11 protein-coding genes are annotated in these 18,603 nt (G+C 59.1%); 1 reads left to right on the top strand and 10 read right to left on the bottom strand.

Features of this window, described 5'->3' with window-relative positions; translation table 11 throughout:
• Positions 1–108 precede the first annotated feature (108 nt).
• The 10 genes from IPN69_17625 to IPN69_17580 all read right to left on the bottom strand — a co-directional run bounded on the left by IPN69_17625 (position 109) and on the right by IPN69_17580 (position 17,453).
• Complete coding sequence (locus IPN69_17625; GenBank protein ID MBK8812533.1) at positions 109–1,455, bottom strand: S8 family serine peptidase; 1,347 nt, start codon at positions 1,453–1,455, stop codon at positions 109–111.
• A 77-nt stretch (positions 1,456–1,532) separates the two neighbouring features.
• Positions 1,533–4,322: a CHAT domain-containing protein gene (locus IPN69_17620; GenBank protein ID MBK8812532.1), complete on the bottom strand. Its 2,790-nt coding sequence runs from the start codon at positions 4,320–4,322 to the stop codon at positions 1,533–1,535.
• A gap of 114 nt (positions 4,323–4,436) precedes the next feature.
• The gene (locus IPN69_17615) at positions 4,437–4,940 is read right to left on the bottom strand and encodes a hypothetical protein (protein ID MBK8812531.1); all 504 of its coding nucleotides are present in this window, start codon (positions 4,938–4,940) and stop codon (positions 4,437–4,439) included.
• Between the two features lie 167 nt (positions 4,941–5,107).
• Positions 5,108–5,698, bottom strand: coding sequence for a sigma-70 family RNA polymerase sigma factor (locus IPN69_17610; protein ID MBK8812530.1), 591 nt, complete (start codon positions 5,696–5,698; stop codon positions 5,108–5,110).
• A gap of 96 nt (positions 5,699–5,794) precedes the next feature.
• Complete coding sequence (locus tag IPN69_17605; GenBank protein MBK8812529.1) at positions 5,795–7,834, bottom strand: VCBS repeat-containing protein; 2,040 nt, start codon at positions 7,832–7,834, stop codon at positions 5,795–5,797.
• Positions 7,835–8,571: 737 nt separating this feature from the next.
• Positions 8,572–9,462 carry an SCO family protein gene (locus IPN69_17600; GenBank protein ID MBK8812528.1) on the bottom strand — a complete coding sequence of 297 codons (891 nt, stop codon included), beginning with the start codon at positions 9,460–9,462 and terminating at the stop codon, positions 8,572–8,574.
• 46 nt (positions 9,463–9,508) lie between these two features.
• Positions 9,509–11,476, bottom strand: coding sequence for a WG repeat-containing protein (locus tag IPN69_17595; protein ID MBK8812527.1), 1,968 nt, complete (start codon positions 11,474–11,476; stop codon positions 9,509–9,511).
• A 708-nt stretch (positions 11,477–12,184) separates the two neighbouring features.
• On the bottom strand, positions 12,185–14,599 hold the full coding sequence (locus IPN69_17590) for a transglycosylase SLT domain-containing protein (GenBank protein MBK8812526.1): 2,415 nt from the start codon (positions 14,597–14,599) through the stop codon (positions 12,185–12,187).
• A complete protein-coding gene (locus tag IPN69_17585; protein MBK8812525.1) occupies positions 14,596–15,804 on the bottom strand; it encodes an alpha/beta hydrolase in 1,209 nt (402 codons plus the stop codon). The genes IPN69_17590 and IPN69_17585 overlap by 4 nt, the downstream gene beginning before the upstream one ends.
• 692 nt (positions 15,805–16,496) lie before the next feature.
• The gene (locus IPN69_17580; GenBank protein MBK8812524.1) at positions 16,497–17,453 is read right to left on the bottom strand and encodes a VCBS repeat-containing protein; all 957 of its coding nucleotides are present in this window, start codon (positions 17,451–17,453) and stop codon (positions 16,497–16,499) included.
• A gap of 195 nt (positions 17,454–17,648) precedes the next feature.
• Between IPN69_17580 and IPN69_17575 the strand changes: the two genes are divergently transcribed.
• Positions 17,649–18,566 (top strand): bifunctional methylenetetrahydrofolate dehydrogenase/methenyltetrahydrofolate cyclohydrolase, encoded by a 918-nt coding sequence (locus tag IPN69_17575; GenBank protein MBK8812523.1) that lies wholly within the window; start codon positions 17,649–17,651, stop codon positions 18,564–18,566.
• The last annotated feature ends 37 nt before the right edge of the window (positions 18,567–18,603 follow it).

The raw sequence follows: 18,603 nt of genomic DNA, 5'->3' as shown, positions 1-18,603 counted from the left end.
CAAACGGCTCTTTCCGACAGGCGCATTGGCCGTCCCAATGCGGAAAACAGGAAAGAGCCCGACTCTTCAGCCGGGCTCTTAAATAAGCGAAGACTATAATGGGGTCAGCTACTTTGGTTCTTTCGAAACCGGCACGACGACGAACGGCGACGTGACGGCGAGATACGCGTCGATTCGATTGACGTTCTGGGCATCGATTCGCAAGCCGAATTCCTTGACGTGGCCGACAATCTCGTCCGGCGTGCGCGTCGGATGTTTGGCCATCACGAGCGCGGTCACGCCCGAGGCGATCGGCGCCGACATCGAGGTTCCGCTCCACGTCGCGAATCGTCCGCCCGGAATCGCGCAGACGATGTCCTCGCCGGGAACGAGCATCCTGATCCAATCCCGGTTGAATGTCGAGAATGTTGACAAAATGTCGAATCGATCGGTGGATCCGACTCCCAGGAGGCCATGGATTCCGCCCGAAAACTTCGTTTCCGCGGCCGGAAGGATCGGTTGATCGTTGCCGCCGTTGCCGGCGCCGGCGATGACCGCGAGCCGGTTCGCGCCGATCTCCGGGAATGTCGTCATATCGTCGTCATCCATTCCGTCGTCGCAGGAGTCGATCAGTCTCTTCAGAAGATTGTTGCGATGCGGTCCGCTTTCGGGAGGATATCCGAAACTCACGTTGACGATCTTCGCGCCGTTGTTCGCGGCCCAGATGATCGCGTCCTTGACACGCCAGAGTTCGCCCGAGCCGTCCGAATCCAAAACACGGATCGGCATTATCTTCGCGCCGGGCGCGGTCAGTGCGATGAGGCTCGCGACCGCCGTTCCGTGGCCGTAAGCGCCCTGCCGCTGCACGCCGACCTCGCTCGGGTCGTTGTCATTGTCAACAAAGTCGTAGCCCGGGACTAGCTTTCCGGCGAAAACCGGATGGCTGAGATCGATTCCCGTGTCGAGCACCGCGATGATCACGCCGTCGCCGTTTGAACCGTTCGGCGAGTTCAGCGCTTCGTCGAGGCGGATCTTGTCCGGGAACCACTGCCGCCCGAATCCTTTGGCGCTGCCGATGGCCCACGAGCGTCCGATCGCCCACGAGCGTCCGATCGTCCAATTGAGTCCGGGATTTTCAACCGAAACGAGTTCACGGTTCGGTTCAACCGAGCTGACGCGCGGGTCGGCGAGCAACGACGCGACTTTCGGGCTGACCTTCACTCCGTCCGTGATCGCGAGGCGGAACGTCGGCGGCAGACCGACCTGGCCGAGCGGCGTCGGATTGAGTCCGAATTGGGCCGCGATGGTTGGCAGATCGCCCGGATTGACGAGCTTGACGATAACCTCGCCGGCAACGCATTCGGACGGTGTCCGGTCCTCGCAACTTGTTTGAGCAAAGGAGTTGAATGTGAAAACCAAAAGCGGCATAACGACGCCGCCAAGCAGCGCTCTTAACCAAAACCCTTTTTTGCTCATTTCTAGCCTCATAAACCGGACTGTTATCCAAGCTTACAGTGTCGCCCGAAAAAGAAAAAAGACGGGCCGCAAGGAAATTATTTTCCGATCGCGATAAACGGCGACCAGAAATATGGATGAACGCCTTCCCGGACGAAGTCGAGTTGGGCTTCTCTTAGTGATGCCGCGACTCCGTTACCGCGTTGCAGGCTTTTGTAAAACGCCGTCATCAAGCGCGCCGTCGCCGCATCGTTCACGGTCCAAAGACTGAGAACCAGCGACTCCGCGCCGGCCGTCAGGAAACCGCGAGCAAGCCCGAGGATCTCGTCGCCCGCAAAGACCTTGCTCAAGCCTGTTTCGCAGGCGCTGAGAGTGACGACGCGGGCCCGCAGGCGCTGGGCGCAAATGTCACGGACGGTGACGAAACCGTCGGCGAGATGGAGACTCGAGAACATCGGATTGTCCGGCCGAAACTGTCCGTGACAGGCGATGTGAAGCGCGTCGAACTCGCCCGAACGGTCTCGGTAATTCGCGAACGTCGCATCCGGGCCGAGCAAAACCTCCGCGTTCGGAATCGCGCGTCTAAGTTCTTCGATTTCATCGTTGACGAGCGGGATCTTCTCGTCGGCGAATCCGATGAGCAATGCATTCTTCGGCGAATCGCCGCGCGTTTTCAGGAGCCGGAGGCCGACGGAGGCGCTCGGCGCGGTCCAGACGTCGTGTTCCTCGATCAGATAGCGATCGCCGCGGAGACCGTTGAACGGAACGTAATTCAGGACGCCCGCCGGGACGACGATGATCTCGCGGCGACCGATCGAGTCGGCAAGCGGTGCGATGAGTTTCGCGTGCAGTCGTTCGAGATAGCTGTCGGCGCGTTGCTTCAGATTCGCGACGAACGGTCCGATCCCGGCTCCGCCGTAGCGGAGTGCGCCGAATTGAAACTGCAGACCTTCAAGCAGCGCGAGGATCTCCGCCTCGTTCGCGAGGTCGGGAAAGAATTCGATTGTCTCGCCGGTCACCGTAAAGGCCGAATATGACTCGCCGAATCGGATGAATTCGATCAGCGCGGTTTGCCTGCCGAGCGCCTTCTGAAGACCCGAAAGCTCGAAGCGGCCGAGTTCGTCGGCCCGCGCCGCGCCTAGAGTCGCGCCGATCTGGCGCTCGATGTCGGCGATCTGCCGTTCGCGGCGCCGAACTTCGGCTTCAAGCCGCGTTACGTCCTTCGCATCGCTGCGATTGAGCCGGCTGTAAAACCAATTCAGTTCCTCGCGGACCTCGTCACGCTTGCGCGATAACTCCGACGATTCGGATCCCGTCGATTCGGAAACGATATTTTCCGAGAGTGTCCGCGCCTTTGCGCGTTCGATCGCCCCCAGAGCCTTTCCGAGTTCGCCGCGCCGGAGATGGATCTGCGCCAGACTCTCATAGGCCGACAGTTTGTCGGCAAGAAATGACATCCGGAACTCTTCGGCCGGAAGGGGCGCGCGCAACGATTCGACTATCTCGGCCGCGCGCGTGAACGACTTTTCGGCCGAATCAAGATCGCCCCGTGCCATCGCCAGACTGCCGAGCGAATTCATACAAGCCTGCGCAAGATTCGTGTGTTCTCCGGCGATCGCTTTCGCCAATACGCCGGAGAGCGCGGTCTGCGCCTTTGCCTGTCTGCCAAGTCCGCGAATCGCTTCCGCGCGAATCCAGTCCGCGATCAATTGTTGCCGCCTGTTTTCGCTCCGCTTGAGTTTGCGGACAGCCATCATCGCGATCTCAAACGCCTTTGGTGGGTTATCGCGCGTCAGTTCAAGTTCGGCGGAACTGATCAGAACGGCCGCCGCGCCGGCCGGATCTTTCGCGTTCGCGTACAACTCGGCCGCACGTCCGAGCGCCGTTGAAGCTTTCCTCAGATTTCCGCGTCGGAATGCGACGCGACCAAGCCCGGCGGCGGCGCGCGCCTCTTCCGATCCGAGTTGGAGTTTCTTCAGCCGCTTCGCGTTCTTCTCGAAGATCGCCTCGGCTTCGGCGTCGAGATTGAGTTCGGCATATACGCCGGCGATCTCAAGTTCCGCAATCGCCGACTGATGCGGCATTTTCAGTTCGTCGTATTTCTGCCGTGAAAGTTCAAGCAATCGCAAGGCTTCGTCGAACCGACCACGAAAGATCGCGAGATTTCCCATACTCGCCTCGATCTCGGCTTCGGTGACGAGCATTTTTTCCGAACGCGCTTTCGACAAGGCCTGTTCATAGAAGTCTTCGGCGTGCCGAAAGTCATTCATTTCGGAATAAGTGTTCGCGAGATCGTTCAGCGCCATTGTTTCCCAAGTAACGGCTCCGCACTTGCGGAATCGCGCGAGGGCCGAGAGGCAGAACTTTTCGGCGTCGCGGTGTTTCTCGCGCCGGGAGACAATATTGCTGAGGTTCATCTCGATCTTTCCGGCCGCGAGATCGTCGCCCAGTTCGATAAAGGTCTTGAGCGCCGAACGGCCGACCTTGACGGCGTCTTCATAACGGCCGACAAGCGCCAGCGCGATCAGCTTCGCGACCTGCGTGTTGGCGGCTTCGGCTCGGTTGCCAAGGCGGCGGAAGATCTTCGCCGCGCCGTCGAGATTCGTGATCGCCACCTCGAACCGGCCGCGCGTGATCGCCGCGATCCCCGCGACCCAACGGCCATTCGCGCGGATGAGGTCATCGGGAAATGAATCGGCCAACGAGTCGATCGCGACCGCGGCACGGCGCGCCTTCAAAGGTTCTGAAGTCCACGTTTCGTAGCAGATAGCGCGAAGATTGGCCGTCACGTCGCGCGCCGATGCGGCATTGAGTTTGTCGACGATGCGTCGCCGTTCGCGGACCGAGGTCGCGGAGACGAGCAGTTCGGCGGTACGTCGGTTGGGCATAAACGCTATTGTAACTTATGTTTGCGGCAAGAAAAGTCGCGAAAAAAAGCGAAAAGACCCGTAAAGAGTCTTTCCGCCCTCGTTCATGTTTCTTCTACCCCCGAAGAAGAAACACTAACCGACCTCGATTCCGTCGATGATGATCTCTTTCGCTACGCCCTTTGCGGTCAGGCGATAGATTCCTTTGCCGATTTTGGGGAACTTGAACTCGCTCAATTCGTTCGTTTCGGCGTTGATCGCCAGTTCCGGACTCTCAAGCGTCACGACGGCTGATTCGAAGCCGGGGCCGAGGATCTGTCCGGCGATCGAGAACGTCTTGCCCGATTCGGCGATTCGCAGATCGATCGAATTGTCTCCGGCGCCGAAGAGCATCTGCCGGGCAGCGGCGGCCGACGCCGAACGTTCTCCGAAGGCCGCCTTGTTCGGTGCGAGATCCATTTGAAGGACCGCGACGATCTTCTGTACAAAGGACCGGCGCGGCTCAACGGCGCGGGTCCGGAAGATGTTCTTTGCCCATTTGACCGAATCCGCCGGCGCATCGGCTGAATCATCGTTCTGCATCAGATATACGATCTTGTCGATCAGATTTTCGTTGTTCATAAAGCTTGTTATGTTCATCGCTCAAACGCCCTCTCACTAGCGACAGTGCGCGCAATCGGGGGAAAAAGACAAGAGACGGAAAAAAGTGCAGAGTGCAGAGTGCAGAGTGCAAAGTGCAGAGTTGAGAGTACAGGGTCGTCCGACAGGTCAGTATGCACTCTGCACTATGCACTCTGCACTATTCACTACCCCAAGATCTTCGCCAGTTTTTGCAAACAGCGCGCGCGCATCGGGCTGATGCTTGTTTCGCCGACCCCGATCTCTTTGGCGACCTCGACATAGCTCGCGGCCGTGTCGCGAAGATAAATCATCGAAAGGATCTTCTGACAGCGCTCTTCGAGCTTCCTGAGCGCGGTGCGGATCAGATGCTGCTGCTCGGACTCGATCAGCATTTCGTCGGCGAGCGGTGACGAGTCCTTCAGATTCGCCATCTCGAGTTCCATTTCCTCTTCGGTTTCGGGCGTATAGTGGCCTTTTTCGCCGCGGACGATTCCCCAGGTTTTGAACTTGGCGGTCGTCACCATCCACGAACGGATGCGGTCGGGCTGTTCGATCTCGTCGAGTTTCTCGAACAGCGTCATAAAAACCTCCTGAAAAACGTCAGACGCTTGTTCTTCGCTGAGGCCGGCGCGGCGCGGGATCGTGATGATCAGCCGCTGGTAGCGCTCGACGAGTTCGTTCCACGCCGCTTCGTCGCCGCCGCGGCACGCGCGAACCAGTTCGGCGTCGTCGCGCGCAAGAGTCTTCGCATTGAATTCGTTGTTCGTTTCTTTCACGTCTCTAAACAAAAAGCAGCAGGCGATTTGCGTTTCGCCCGCTGCTTTCTATAAATGCCCTTATCGGATCAAAAATTCAAGTTCGATCCGAAAGGTTTAGTTTTTAGTCGTCGGGACATCTCCTTCGACGCCGAAGAATTTGGTGTCGTAGGTGCCGTCAGAACTGCGCCAGATGTACCACGTGCCGGTCGACGGACGGAACACGGCGATGTCGGTAATGCCGTCACCATCGTAGTTGCCCGCGACAGGAACGTCTTCACTGAGACCGAACTGCCGAATGTCGAACGTGCCGTCAGAACTGCGCCAGGCGTACCAAACGCCGGTCGATGGACGATAGACCGCAAGATCCGACGCGCCGTCGCCGTCGATATCACCCGCGATCGGAATATCGCCGGCGGTTCCGAATTGGGATGCCTGTGTGTCGCCCTTGCCGCTGCGCGTCCAGTACCATGTACCAGTCGACGGACGGAAGACGGTCATATCCGTCCTGCCGTCGCCATCCATATCGGACGCGACCGGAATGTCGCCGGCAAGTCCGAAGCGGATGATCGTGTAACCCGTTCCGTTGCTCTTTTCGACGTACCAGGTGCCGTTCGACGGACGGAACACCGCGAGATCGCTGTCGCCGTCGCCGTCATAGTCGCCGCGCGTCGGAACGTCGCCCGCGAGACCGAATTGACGGCTTGTCTGACCGCCATCGGAACTGCGACGGATCGTCCAGTTTCCATTGCTGAAGACTGCATAATCGGTCTTGCCGTCGCCGTCGAAATCGCCCGAAACCGGAACGTCGCCCGCACCGCCGAGGATTTGCTCCGAATAACCGGTTCCTTCCTTGACGTACCAAATGCCGTTCGACGGACGAAAGACCGCGATGTCTTCCGTTTCAGCGCCGAGGAAATTGCTCGGACGCGTCCGGCTGCGGATCTGCCCGCGGATCTCGCCGGTCGGATTGTCGACCGAACCGATTTGAACGTAGAGCAATCCGTGTCGCAGTTGCGTGACCTGTTCCGCGGTTACGTCGAACGTCTTCATCGGGAACCGGCCCATCGTTCCGCCGATCGCTCCGATATCGAACAACTCCGGACCCGTCTCGCCGGCCATCGCCGGACCGTAGATCTTGGCGCTCGTTTGAGCGCTCGAGAGTCCGTAGAAACCGCAGAAGACATTGATCTTGGTTTCCGGTTCATTGAGAACGACGAATATGACGCCGCGGGCATCGGTCGTTACCGGCGGCACGACCTGCCGGCCACCCAGGTGACCCGCAAAGGCGCGGTTCGGGCGCGGTGGCGGCGGAGTGCGCGTCGGCGTTGGCGAAGGCGTCACGGAGGCGCGGAAAACGCCGCCAAGTATCGTGACGTTACCGTTTTTGACCGTTGCCGTGTCTCCGGCGACGATCGTCGGGACGCTGCCGCCGTTGTTCGTGTCGAGCCGGAGAACCCCCTCGCCGACGTTGTTCAGCGTGATCGTCCCAACGCTTGCGCCGTTGACCAGCACGTCAAGCACGGTTCCGCCCGGAAGCCTGATCTGATTGACGAAGACCGTTAGGCGCTTGGCCGTGCCGAATTCGGCATACTGGGCCAAGCCGCGCGGCATCGTACCGGTTGTTGTGATCGGTCCGTTAAGCTGGGCAAAGAAAGCCACGTTCGGCGTCGGCTGCGGACTCAAGGTCGGCGAAGGGGTCGGCGGCGGCGCGAACGTTCCGGCAAGGATCGTCGTCAAATCGTTGCGAACGGCGAGCCTTGAGCCGACGGTCACCATCGGGACGGTGTCGCCGGCGACGGTGCTGAGTCGAAGCAGTCCGTTATGGAGCGCGCTAACGCGAATTCGGCCGACGAGTGCGTTGTCGACGAAAACTCCGAGCATCGTGTCGACCGGAAGATTGACCGCGGTCACTTCGGTTTCGAAGACCCGGTTGTTGGCTGGGTCAACAAAGTATCTGCCGAGGCCGCGCGGTCCAGGCGTTGTGGTGTTGGCCGTCGGACCGCTCAGCGGCGCGACAAGGAGTGTTCCGGTTGATGTCGTTTGCGCCTCGCTTTGGTCGCCGAAATAGAATGGCGCAACGGATGCGAGACAAAATGCGAAAACGACAAAAAGCGTCCTCCAAATTCGAAATTCGGGAAGAACTTTTCGCTTCATAAGTTTTCTCCTAAGGAATATTAAGATTTCGGAAAATCTGATGCGATTTTTAGACGATCGAAAGTAACAGAAAGTCTAATAAAATTTCGGGGGATTAGTTAACAAGATTAATGCAAAACCGCCGATGATGTCCAAAACGTGGCCCGCAAAACCAGATGTATTTGAAACTGCGCGACTGCAAGTGCCAAATTCCTGAGATTTCGAAAAGAATCCTTGGTTTCTGAGGAATTGTCGCGCGTGGCTGGGCTTGAGATCTCAAATTTCAGACTTCAGATTTCAGAGCGTCCGCCACTCGGAAAGTTCGCCGACACCAGCCTTTGCCTTGGAGCCTGTCGGAAAAATCGATTCAGTGTGCGGAGCACACGCACGGACGATAGCACCACGTGTAGCGGAGCGGAACGTGGTGTCGTACGCGACTAACTCAAATGAGCGTGTGGAACACGCGGACCTGTTGCAACAACGAGAGTTACGCGTGTTGCACACGCTTTGGAAGTCGGCGCGACGGGTCACCACGTTCCGCTCCGCTTCACGTGGTGCTATCGCAAGTTCGCGTGCTCCGCACGCTGGAAGAAGTAAATGGTTCCTTGAATTACGAATTACGACCGAGCAGTCGGTTCGTGGAATCGGCACCATTGCTGAATCAAAGACGTTCAAGACGGAGATGCAAAACCGCCGATGATGCGAGTCTATCGGCGGTCACAATTCTAAGCCTTGCAAAACGATTTGGTCCTACGAGGTCATTGTTTTTCAAGCGTCGCGCGGAGTTCTCTCAGGAGGTCCGCCGGGGTCCAGTCGTTGCCCGAGAGGACCTTGACGACCTTGCCGTCGGGGCCGATCAATGCGGTTCGAAGCGAGTGGTTGAACTGCGTTTTGTCGTTCGCGTCGACCTCGTAACGCAAGCCGAAAAAGTCCGCGACCGGACGGATCTCCTTGTCGGTTCCAACGGCGAGCTGCCAGACGCTGAAGTCCGGTTTTGCATCCTTGCCGAGATAACCCTGGCCATATTGCCGGAGCTTCTCCGGCGTGTCGCGTTCGGGATCGAACGAGACGCTGAGCAACGCGATCTTGTCTTTGAACTCCGAATCCTTGATCTGATGCGCCGCGTCCGAAAAGTTGGTTGACATCCGGATGCAGTAGTCGGGCAGGGGACATTGCGCGTAGATGAACGTGATCGCCCACGCCTTGCCGCGGAAATCGCGCGACGAGACCTTTTTGCCGTCCTGATTGGTAAGCGTGAAATCGATGACCTCTTTCCCGACCGAGGCGAAACGGTCATCGACCGGAACCGGCGCGTCCGGGTTCGGGGCCGAAATGATGCCGATGTTCTCGAGCCAGTATGGTTCCGGCGCGGTTTCGTCGACCACCAATTCGGCGCGGACCTCGGCGCCCGGCTTGAGATCGTCCCAAACCCAGTCGGCGTGGATCGGAAAATCCATCGTCATCGCCTTCATATAGTCCTTGATCTCGTCGTGTTCGATCGTCGCCTTCTTCTTCGCGCGGTCGACGGCGATAACCTTTCCGGTAAGCTTGTAGCGTTTTTGATTGGCCGGATCGGATTTTTGCGGCGCCGGTTTTTGGCACGCGGAAAACAATAGCGAAACGGAAAAAAGCAGAATGATGTAGCGCATACCAATCATTCTGCCTAATTCGAAAAGCTAATTCAAACGTCTGCGATTACGGAGCGAAAAACTCCGTGCCGTCAAACGAAATATAGAACTCGCGACCGTCCGCGGCCGAGCGGACGCGGGCCAGATTGCCGTTGAACGGCGCCGCGTCGCGGAAGCGAAAAGGAATCACCAGCGTTCCATAACGGTTGATGTAGCCGAATCGTCCGTTGAGCGGTACCGCCGCCAATCCTTCTGAAAAGCGTGACGATTCGCATTCGTAAATGAACGGGACCGCGACTTCGCCCTTCTGATCGATGAACCCCGACTTTCCGCCCGAGGTGACCATTGCGAAACCTTCGGAAAACTGCGCTGCGCTCGAATAATCCGCGCTCAATACCTCGCGGCCCGAAGTGTCGATGAAAAACGCCCGCCCGTCCTTCTTCACGGGCGCCTTGCCGGCAGAGAAGTTTCCCGCGAAATCGAACGCCGGCTGAATCACCAGCGCGCCCTTCTTGTCGACGTATCCGAACTTTCCGGCGCGTTCGACGACGGCGTAACCGCCGGAAAAACTCTGCGCCCCGTCATAGTCAAACGGCACAACCGTTCCGGAATTGGTATCAATAAAGCCCCATTTCCCTTGAAAACGAACCGCGGCAAGCGATTCCGAAAATCCGTGTGCGGCCTCGAATGTGAACGGCACGACAATGTTTCCGGACTGATCGATATAGCCGTAACGCCGGTCCGAAGTGGAGGCCGTAAATCGCCCAACTTTCGCGAGTTTCTCGGAAAAACTCTCGGCGTCGTCGTATTCGGGCGCGATTACCTCGCGGCCTTGAGGGTCAACAAATCCGAACTTGCCTTGAAACTCGCCGCTTCCGTTATAGGTTCCGATTCCGACGAGCGCGCGGTTGTATGTGAACGGTCGGGCGAGATCGTAGCGCGGTTCGACAACAGTCTGCTTTTCCCAGGTGCTGAAGCCGAACTTGTCGCCTTTTCGGAACGGAACGGGATGCGGACGGCTCATAAAATAAACCCCGGCAGTCGCGGCGAATCCGATCGTCAGAATCAGCAAGATCAGCAATTTCATCGACAACAGACGCGTCATCCAACCCCGGCCCGAATGTTCCGGCACCAACTGCGAATGATTGAAGAACGAGTGTTTCGCCTTTCGTTCCGGAACTGCGACCGGCGTTTCGGTTTCATTCGCGAACGGCTCGCCGTGCGTCTCGTATTCGGAAAGCTTCGGAACCAGATTCTGAAGATCCTCCCGCATCTCGGAAACGGACTGATAGCGATCTGCGGGCGATTTTTCAAGCGCCCTGAGGATGATGCTTCGAAGTTCGCGCGGGACGGTTTTCGGCAACGGGAGAGGTTTGTCGTTGAGCACGGCCTGACAGATCTCATCGACCTCGTCTCCGGGAAAAGGCATCTCGCCGGTCAGCATTTCGTAGAGTACGACGCCGAATGACCAGATGTCCGACTGACGGTCGCGCTTTCGGCGGAACGCTTCGGGTGCCATATAGTAAGGCGTTCCGCTGACCTGCATACTGATGGAATTGCTCAAAACGACGCGTGACATTCCGAAGTCCGTAAGTCGCGGCGTGTCGCCCTGAAGCAGCACGTTGGCGGGCTTGACGTCGCGATGGACGATGCGGCGCGAATGCAGAAACTCAAGTCCGTGGGCGATCCCGAGCGCAAGTTCGACGGTTTTTCGAAGCGGAAGTTTGCCGTTTCGTCCGAGAATGTCGTCGAGCGTTCCGTCGGAAGCATACTCGCTGACGATCACGACCTGGCCGTCGAATTCGTCGGCCTCGATGATCGGCAGGACGTTTGGATGACCGCTCGCCTGTTCCCAAAGGATCGCTTCCTGGCGGATCGCGTCGAAATCGATCTGATCGGTGTTCGGGAGTTTAACGGCGACCTTGGTCGTCACGAATTTGGCGTGGCGCATCGCCAGCCAAACTTCACCGTAAGCGCCCTTACCGATCTGCTTGACCAATGTGTATCTGCCGAATTGCTGGCCTGCGAAAAACATTGGGACCCTGTCTATACCGAGGAATTCCGCATCCTTGGGGAGAGGAGCGGATGATTTCGACACTAAAATTATAACTTTTCGAGAGGTGGGCGGTAAACAGTTTATTTTGCCGGGCTGACGACGCTTAACACCCTATTTTGTCATACACCCCCCCGGATTCCCCCCCCCCCCTTTTTTTTCCCCCTCCCCTCTTTTTCCCTCTTTTCCCCCCCCCCTCCCCGGGGGGGCCCGCCCCGCCCCGGCGGGCCGCCCCCCCCCCCCCCCCCCCCCCCCCCCCCCCCCCCCCCCCCCCCCCCCTCCTCCCCCCCCCCCCCCCCCCCCCCCCTTCCCCCCCCCCCCCCCGGGCCCCCCCCCCCCCCCCCCGCCCCCCCGCCGGGGCCCCCCCCCCCTTTCCCGCCCCCCCCCCCCCCCTTTTTCCCCCCCCCCCCCCCCCCCCCCCCCCCCCCCCCCCCCCCCCCCCCCCCCCACTCCCCGAATCCCCCCCCCCCGCAACCCCCCCCGGGGGGGGGGGGGGGGGGGGGGGGGGGCCCCCCGGCGGCCCCCGGGGCGCGGTTGGGGGGGTTTTCGGGGCCCCCCCGGGCCCCCGGGGGGCCCGGGGGGGGGGGGGGGGGGTGGCGGCGGGGTTGGGGGGGCCGGGATTTTCCCCCCCCCCCCCTCCCGGCCGGCGCGGCGCGCGCTCCGCGCTTTTCCCCCCCTGCTCAATCCGCATTATTGGGGTTTAGGGGCGTCTCGCCGGCGAAGCCGTTCGTCGTATAAGAACTGATAGACCCGGTAATTCGCGAGAACCTTGTAAACGTAGTCCTTTGACTGCGAAAAAATGATCTCCGGAACGTATCGGTCGGGAAGTTCGGTACGCGAACGGGCCATCCAGCGTTTCATATTGTCCTCGCCTCCGTTGTAGCTCGCCGCGACCGCCGCGTGCTCGCCGGGAAAGAGCTTGTAGATATTCGCGAGATACTGCGAGCCGAACAGGATGGCCGTCGGCGGGTCGTAAAGCTCGTCCTGACGAAAGCTCTTTCGGCCGAGTTCGGCCGCGATCTGATTCGACGTCGTCGAGATGAACTGCATCAGCCCACGCGCGGCGGCAACGGATTTGACGTCGGCTCGATAACGGGATTCCTGACGCATTATCGAGAGAACGTAACGCGGGTCGACGCCGCGCGGCGTGGCGGACCTGAGAAGCGATTCGGCATACGGCGCCGGGTAGAGCAGTTCCGCCTGATCGACCGGAATCAGTTCGATCTGGAAGTCGGAAGGAACCTTGCGCCAAAGCGGCTCGATGAAGGCGACCGATCGATTCGCCGTGTCGCCGCGTTTGTAGAGAACCGCGAGCGTGAACTTGACATCGTCGGAACTTGGATTCGGGTTTTGGCCCGCGAGACTCTTTTCCAACTCGGGCGCGCCCTCGTCGTAAAGACCCAGAAACAGAAGTTCGCCCGCGACGGTACCGTCCTTGGACGACTTCAGCAAATCGCGTCGTCCCAATTCCAGCAGTTTGAACGTCGGTATCTGCCGGTAACTATCGATCAATCCGTAGGTTGCCCGGATTGTCTCAAGCAGGTTCCGGTCGTTCGTCAGCCGGTACAACGACTGTGCGGATCTGCGGACGGCGTCGGCGTTTTCCGCCGTTATCGTTTGATTCGAAGCCGCGCGAAGCTGACCGGTCTTCGTCTCGGTGAACCGTTTGGACGCGGGATCGGCGGCGAGCGCGCGCATACGCTCCGTCGCCCGCCAGCCGTAGTATTCGCTTCGGCCGTCCGGAATCGACAGATAAATGTCGATCGATTCGGAAAATCGCTGAAGATTCTCGAGGATCAGTCCCTTCAGGAAGGTGATCTCGGCAACATTCGTTCCGCCGGGAACTCGCGTGCCGCCAAGATCGCCGAAGGTCAGCAGTTTTTCGGCATCGATCAGGGCATTGGGCCAATCGCCTGCCGCGATGCGAATTCGCAGTTGCGCGAAGAGCGCTATCGCTTCGGGCGGTTTTCCGCGGAAGACCTCTTGCGTTTTCGCGGCCCAATCAAGCGCGCCTTTTTCGTCGTTCGCGTCACGCAGGACGTCGACGATGTTGAGATAACCGCGCTCGATCCGTTCGTCGTTCGGAAACTTGTCGATGAACGCCCGATAGCGTTCGACGGCCTTTTTCGAATCCCCAAGCCGGGCGTAGGCGGAGGCCGACTGATTCAGCGCGTCCTTCGCGACCGGATGATCGGGGAACTTCTCGAGCAACCGTTCGAACCAGATTAGCGCTTCGCGATAGTTTGCGCTTTGCGCGTAACCGCGGCCGATCTGGAAGAGCGCGTCGGGGACATTCCCGCTTTCCGGGTAGCGTTCGATGATCGCGCGATAGTGAAGGCGCGCGTCGGCGAAATCGCGGTTGAACTGGTAAATGATGGCGCGCTGCAGATGCAGATGGTCGGCAAGTCCAGGGGCCGATCTGCCGAAATTCTCACCGGCGTCAAGCCGATCGAGCCCGATGGCGCCGGCAAGCGCGAAGTCGTCGGGCTGCGCCGGATTCGGAAGATTGTCGACGAGTTTGAGAAATGCCTCGCGGGCTTCGCCTGCCTTGCCGCTCCGAAAAAGCGCTTCACCGAGCAGAACGAGATTCTCCCGCGCGCGCGGATCGGTCTTGAGGTTCGGCGTTCCGGCGCCCCCGGCGCGGGCGAGCTGTCTTGCGGCGCCGTCGTAGTCCTCGCTTTCAAACAGACTGCGCGCGAGTCTGATCGAGGCGGCTTCGGCCGATAGACTCTCGGGCGCGATCGTCAAAAGTTCCTGAAGATAGAGGCGCTCGAGGATAAGATTTCCGCTCGCGCTCGCGATGCGCGAAAGATGCCAGAGCGCGTACGGCTTCAGGATCGAACCGCGCGCGACGACTCTCTGGAAACTCGCGGCGGCGGCCGACGCATCGCCGCGGCGTTCCTGCAGGCGCCCGAGAAGATAGTCGTAATTATTGAGTTCGAACAGTTTGCGGTCCGTGCGGCGGAGCGATTCGAGTTCCGCGATGGCGGTTTGGTTGTCGCGGGTTTCTACGGCCTGTCGAATCTGGATTGCCGGGTCCTGAGCCGGTACCGAAATGCAGATCAGCGCGATGAGCAGGGCTGAAATTGGAAATTTCGCTTTCATTCGAGTGTTATCGTAGCCAGGCTGCGGGTCAGATTATCGGAATTGCTGCGCGCCGAAACGATCAGAGAGTTGAGCATCCGCGGCGTTTTCCAGAGACGTCGGACCGCCAGATTGACGACCGTCGATTGATTCGGTGAGAGCAGAGCCGTTTGCGCCGGATTCGCAATGCCGAGCCAGCGGCGTTGTTCGATGAAGATAGTGAAACTCGCCGCCGAAGCCCCGCGATTCGTGACGGTTATCGGGATCGTCGTTAAGACGCCGACGGGAGCGGCCACGGTGATCGACGACGGCGAAAGTTCAATTCCCGAACGCGTCTGCGACTGAACCAAAGAATTGTTGAGTTCGTTGCCCCAGACTTGCTTCCAGACCGTTTCGTCGCTTTTCAAATAGAGATTGAAAAACGAGGTCAGAAGTCGTCGTGTTTCGGCAAGCTGTTCGGAGCGCGCGATCGTCCCGGAATCACAGCCGAATCCGTTGGCGTCGATGAATCCGCAATGCCAGCCGCCCTGGATTACCGGCAGCAGTTTTGGCGGCGGTCCGGCGTTGAACATCAACTGACCGTTCGACGCGACGGGCACGATCGTATCGGAACTCGCCGAGATGAGCGATGCCGGAACAGTCACCGACGGCATCGCATTCACCGCCGACGGATTCGTTTCTGCGGCGGCGAGATTCGCCAGCGCCTTGATCCGCGGGTCCTGCGAAGCGGCGAGAATGCTCGCGCCGCCGCCCATCGAATGTCCCGATGCGCCGAATCTCGAAGTCTGGATCTGATTGAAGAGCGTCGATGCCGAATTCGAGTTTTCCGATTCAAGATATGTCAGAGACTGTCTCAGATCGTTGGCGAAATTCTGATGGCTCGGCAACAATCCGCCTTCGGAATCGGAGGCGATGACGAAATAGCCGTGGGTCGCGAGATGTTCGAGAGTCGATTGATAATTCGAAACGGCCTGGAAAAATCCGTGACCGAACGTGATCGCCGGATATGGCCCGCCGGACGGATCGTAAGTCGCGTTCTGTCCGTTTGTCGTTGCGGGATAGAAAAGCCGGGCCGTGAAAGTCGTGTTGTTCGGGCGGGTAACCGTAACGCTCCGCCAACCGGCGCGAAACCGGCCGGCCGCGCTCAGTGGATTGGTCTGCCCGAATGTGCCGGAGACGGTCAATAGGGCCAAAAGAACAAGAATCGGAATCCGAACCTTCATCATCAATACTCTATCGCTTTCGTCGCAAACGGCAAAGACGCGATCTACTAGAAGATGGCCTTGAATTTGGTTTATGGAGACAATGCTGTCCAAAACGTTTTTGATTCAAGAATCAAGAATCAAGATTCAGGAACGGTGTCGATCGCGGGTCTCATAAACCCAGATCAGCAATTGCAGCGCAAAAGAGTCTTTTGCCAAACCGATTGCTCGTGCGGACAAGCTGAAATCTGAAATTTGAGGTCTGTCCGAATGAAATACATCTTGCATTTGTCTGTAATTACGCTTCTTGATCGAGGAGCCTGTCGGAAAAGACTGTTTGAGAACTGAATCTGCTTCTTCAAGCGTGCGGAGCACGCGAACTTGCGATAGCGCCACGTTTCACGCGCTCGCCTGATTCGTGGCTGACACCACGTTTCGCTTCGCTCCACGTGGTGCTATCGTACGTCCGTGTGCTTCGCACACTGAATCGATTCTCCCGCAGGCTCCGAAATCAACTTCGCGTTCTTCGCGAGCTTTACGTGAAGCCTCCCGCCAGGCCCGCAAAGAACGCGGAGTTGCGGCGGGCCACAATTCCCCAAACGCCAAGGGTCCTTTCGAATCTGAGGTTTTTGATGCTTGCATTCCGCAGTTTCCGGCACGTCCGGTTTTGCAATCCGACGTTTGGGACAGCATTGGGCCGAGACCGGCGATTACCGTTACGGGATCGGGACGATGCTCGGGCGAACGCGGAGCGCGGGAAGCGGAACGTCACCGGCAAGGCCGTAGTTGATCGCATCGAAATTGCCCGTCGCGACATCGAGGATGAACCACACGCCGTTTCGGTAAACCGCGGGATCGGTCTTTCCGTCGCCGTTGTAGTCGGCCGGAACCGGTTCGTCCGACGCGAGTCCGAATTGATAGCTGGTCCGTGCGCCCGTTACGACGTCTTCGATGATCCAGAGCCCGCGTCTGAAAATCGCATAATCGGCGCGGCCGTCGCCCGTATAATCGCCCGGAACGAGCCGGTCGAATCCGGACTGGCCGAGGACGGTCGTTCGCCAAGCGTTGTCGGAACTTTGACGGATGTACCAACGGTTTTCCGTCGAGCGAAAGATCGCTTCATCCGTCAGATGATCGCCGTCGTAATCGGCCGGGACGGGAATGTCGCCGAGCTTTCCCCATTTTGAAGTCATCGCGTATTCGGGATTGAAGCCCTGCTTCGAGAGCAGAACGTACCAGGTCCCGGTTGACGCTCGCCAAACGGCGAAATCGTCGTTGCCGTCGCCGTCATAATCGCCCGGAACCGGTTCGTCCGAGATCCAGCCGACCGGGACGAAGACTTGCGTGCCCCAGTTGACGGTTTGCATCTGCGCGTCGCGGCTCCGAAGCACATACCAGATCCCGGAATTCGGACGCCAAACAGCGATGTCAGTCAGTCCGTCGCCGTCGTAATCGCCGGGAACAAGGCGATCGTTCCAAAGCCCCCAATTATTTGCCGCAGTCGAACCCGATTCGGACGATCGCGCGTACCAATTGCCTTCCGTCGGCCGGAAAACGCCGAGATCCGCCTTCCGGTCATAGTCGAAAAACGGCTGGGCACAGACCGTTGCGACGGCTGCAAATGAAATGAGGCAAACGGCCAGTAACTTCGGAAATCCGGTCGACGTTGACATAGTTCTCCCATCTGAAAAACATTGAAAGTGTTAAACAAAGACGCCTGATGACGGGGTCTTTTGCCACAAGAATTTTTCGGTTCGGTTGATTCAAACGCTCAATCCGCCTGCATTTCCGCAAATGCCCGCGTTTGCACCACTTTCGGCCCGCGTCCGATTCACAGGCGTTTCGAAATCGCGTAAAATCAAGATGTTATGACAGCCAATATTTTGAGCGGCAAGGAGTTTGCCGAAGCCATCAAACAAGAGGTCGCAACCGAGGTCTCGCGGCTCGGGTTCAAGCCGACGCTGACGGTCGTGCGCGTCGGCGAGGATCCGGCGTCGGCGGTTTACGTCGGGAGCAAGGTCAAGACCGCCGAGGAACTCGGGATAATTTCGGAGCATCGCCATCTGCCGGCGGAAACGACGCAGGCGGAACTGCTTGAGATCGTCGGTGAGTTGAACGGGCGTGACGATGTTGACGGAATTCTCGTCCAGCTTCCGCTGCCGCCGCAGATCGACGAGCGCGAGGTGCTGGAGCGGATCGATCCGGCCAAGGACGTCGACGGATTTCATCCGATCAACGTCGGCAAGCTCTGGGAGGGCCAGAAATCCCTCGTGCCGTGCACTCCGGCCGGTGTTATCGAAATTTTGAAACGTTCCGGGATCAAGATCGCCGGCGAGAACGCGGTCGTCATCGGCCGTTCGAACATCGTCGGCAAACCGATGGCCGCGCTGCTGATCAAAGAAAGCGCGACGGTCACTGTCTGCCATTCGAAAACGAAGGATCTTGCGGCCGTCGCATCGCAGGCGGACATCCTCGTCGCCGCCATCGGCCGCGCCGGATTCGTCCGCGCCGAACATATCAAACCGGGAGCTACGGTCATCGATGTCGGCATCAACAACGTCACCAGCGAATCGCTCGCCCGCGAACTTTTCGGCGACGATGAACTCGAAAAGCGTCTGCGCACGATCGAAAAGCGCGGCTTCACGCTGGTCGGCGACGTTTGCCCGAAAGACGCGAAAGAAAAAGCCGGCAATTTCACGCCGGTGCCCGGCGGCGTCGGACTTTTGACGGTCGCGATGCTGATGAAGAACACGGTCGACGCCGCAAAGATGCGCCGCGGGAGTTAGCTCCGGGCGACACACCGTTCGCGGAGTTCGATCTGAT

The sequence above is a fragment of the Acidobacteriota bacterium genome (assembly GCA_016715115.1).
In the GTDB taxonomy this organism is placed as follows: domain Bacteria; phylum Acidobacteriota; class Blastocatellia; order Pyrinomonadales; family Pyrinomonadaceae; genus JAFDVJ01.
This window is presented reverse-complemented; position numbering and strand designations above follow the sequence as displayed.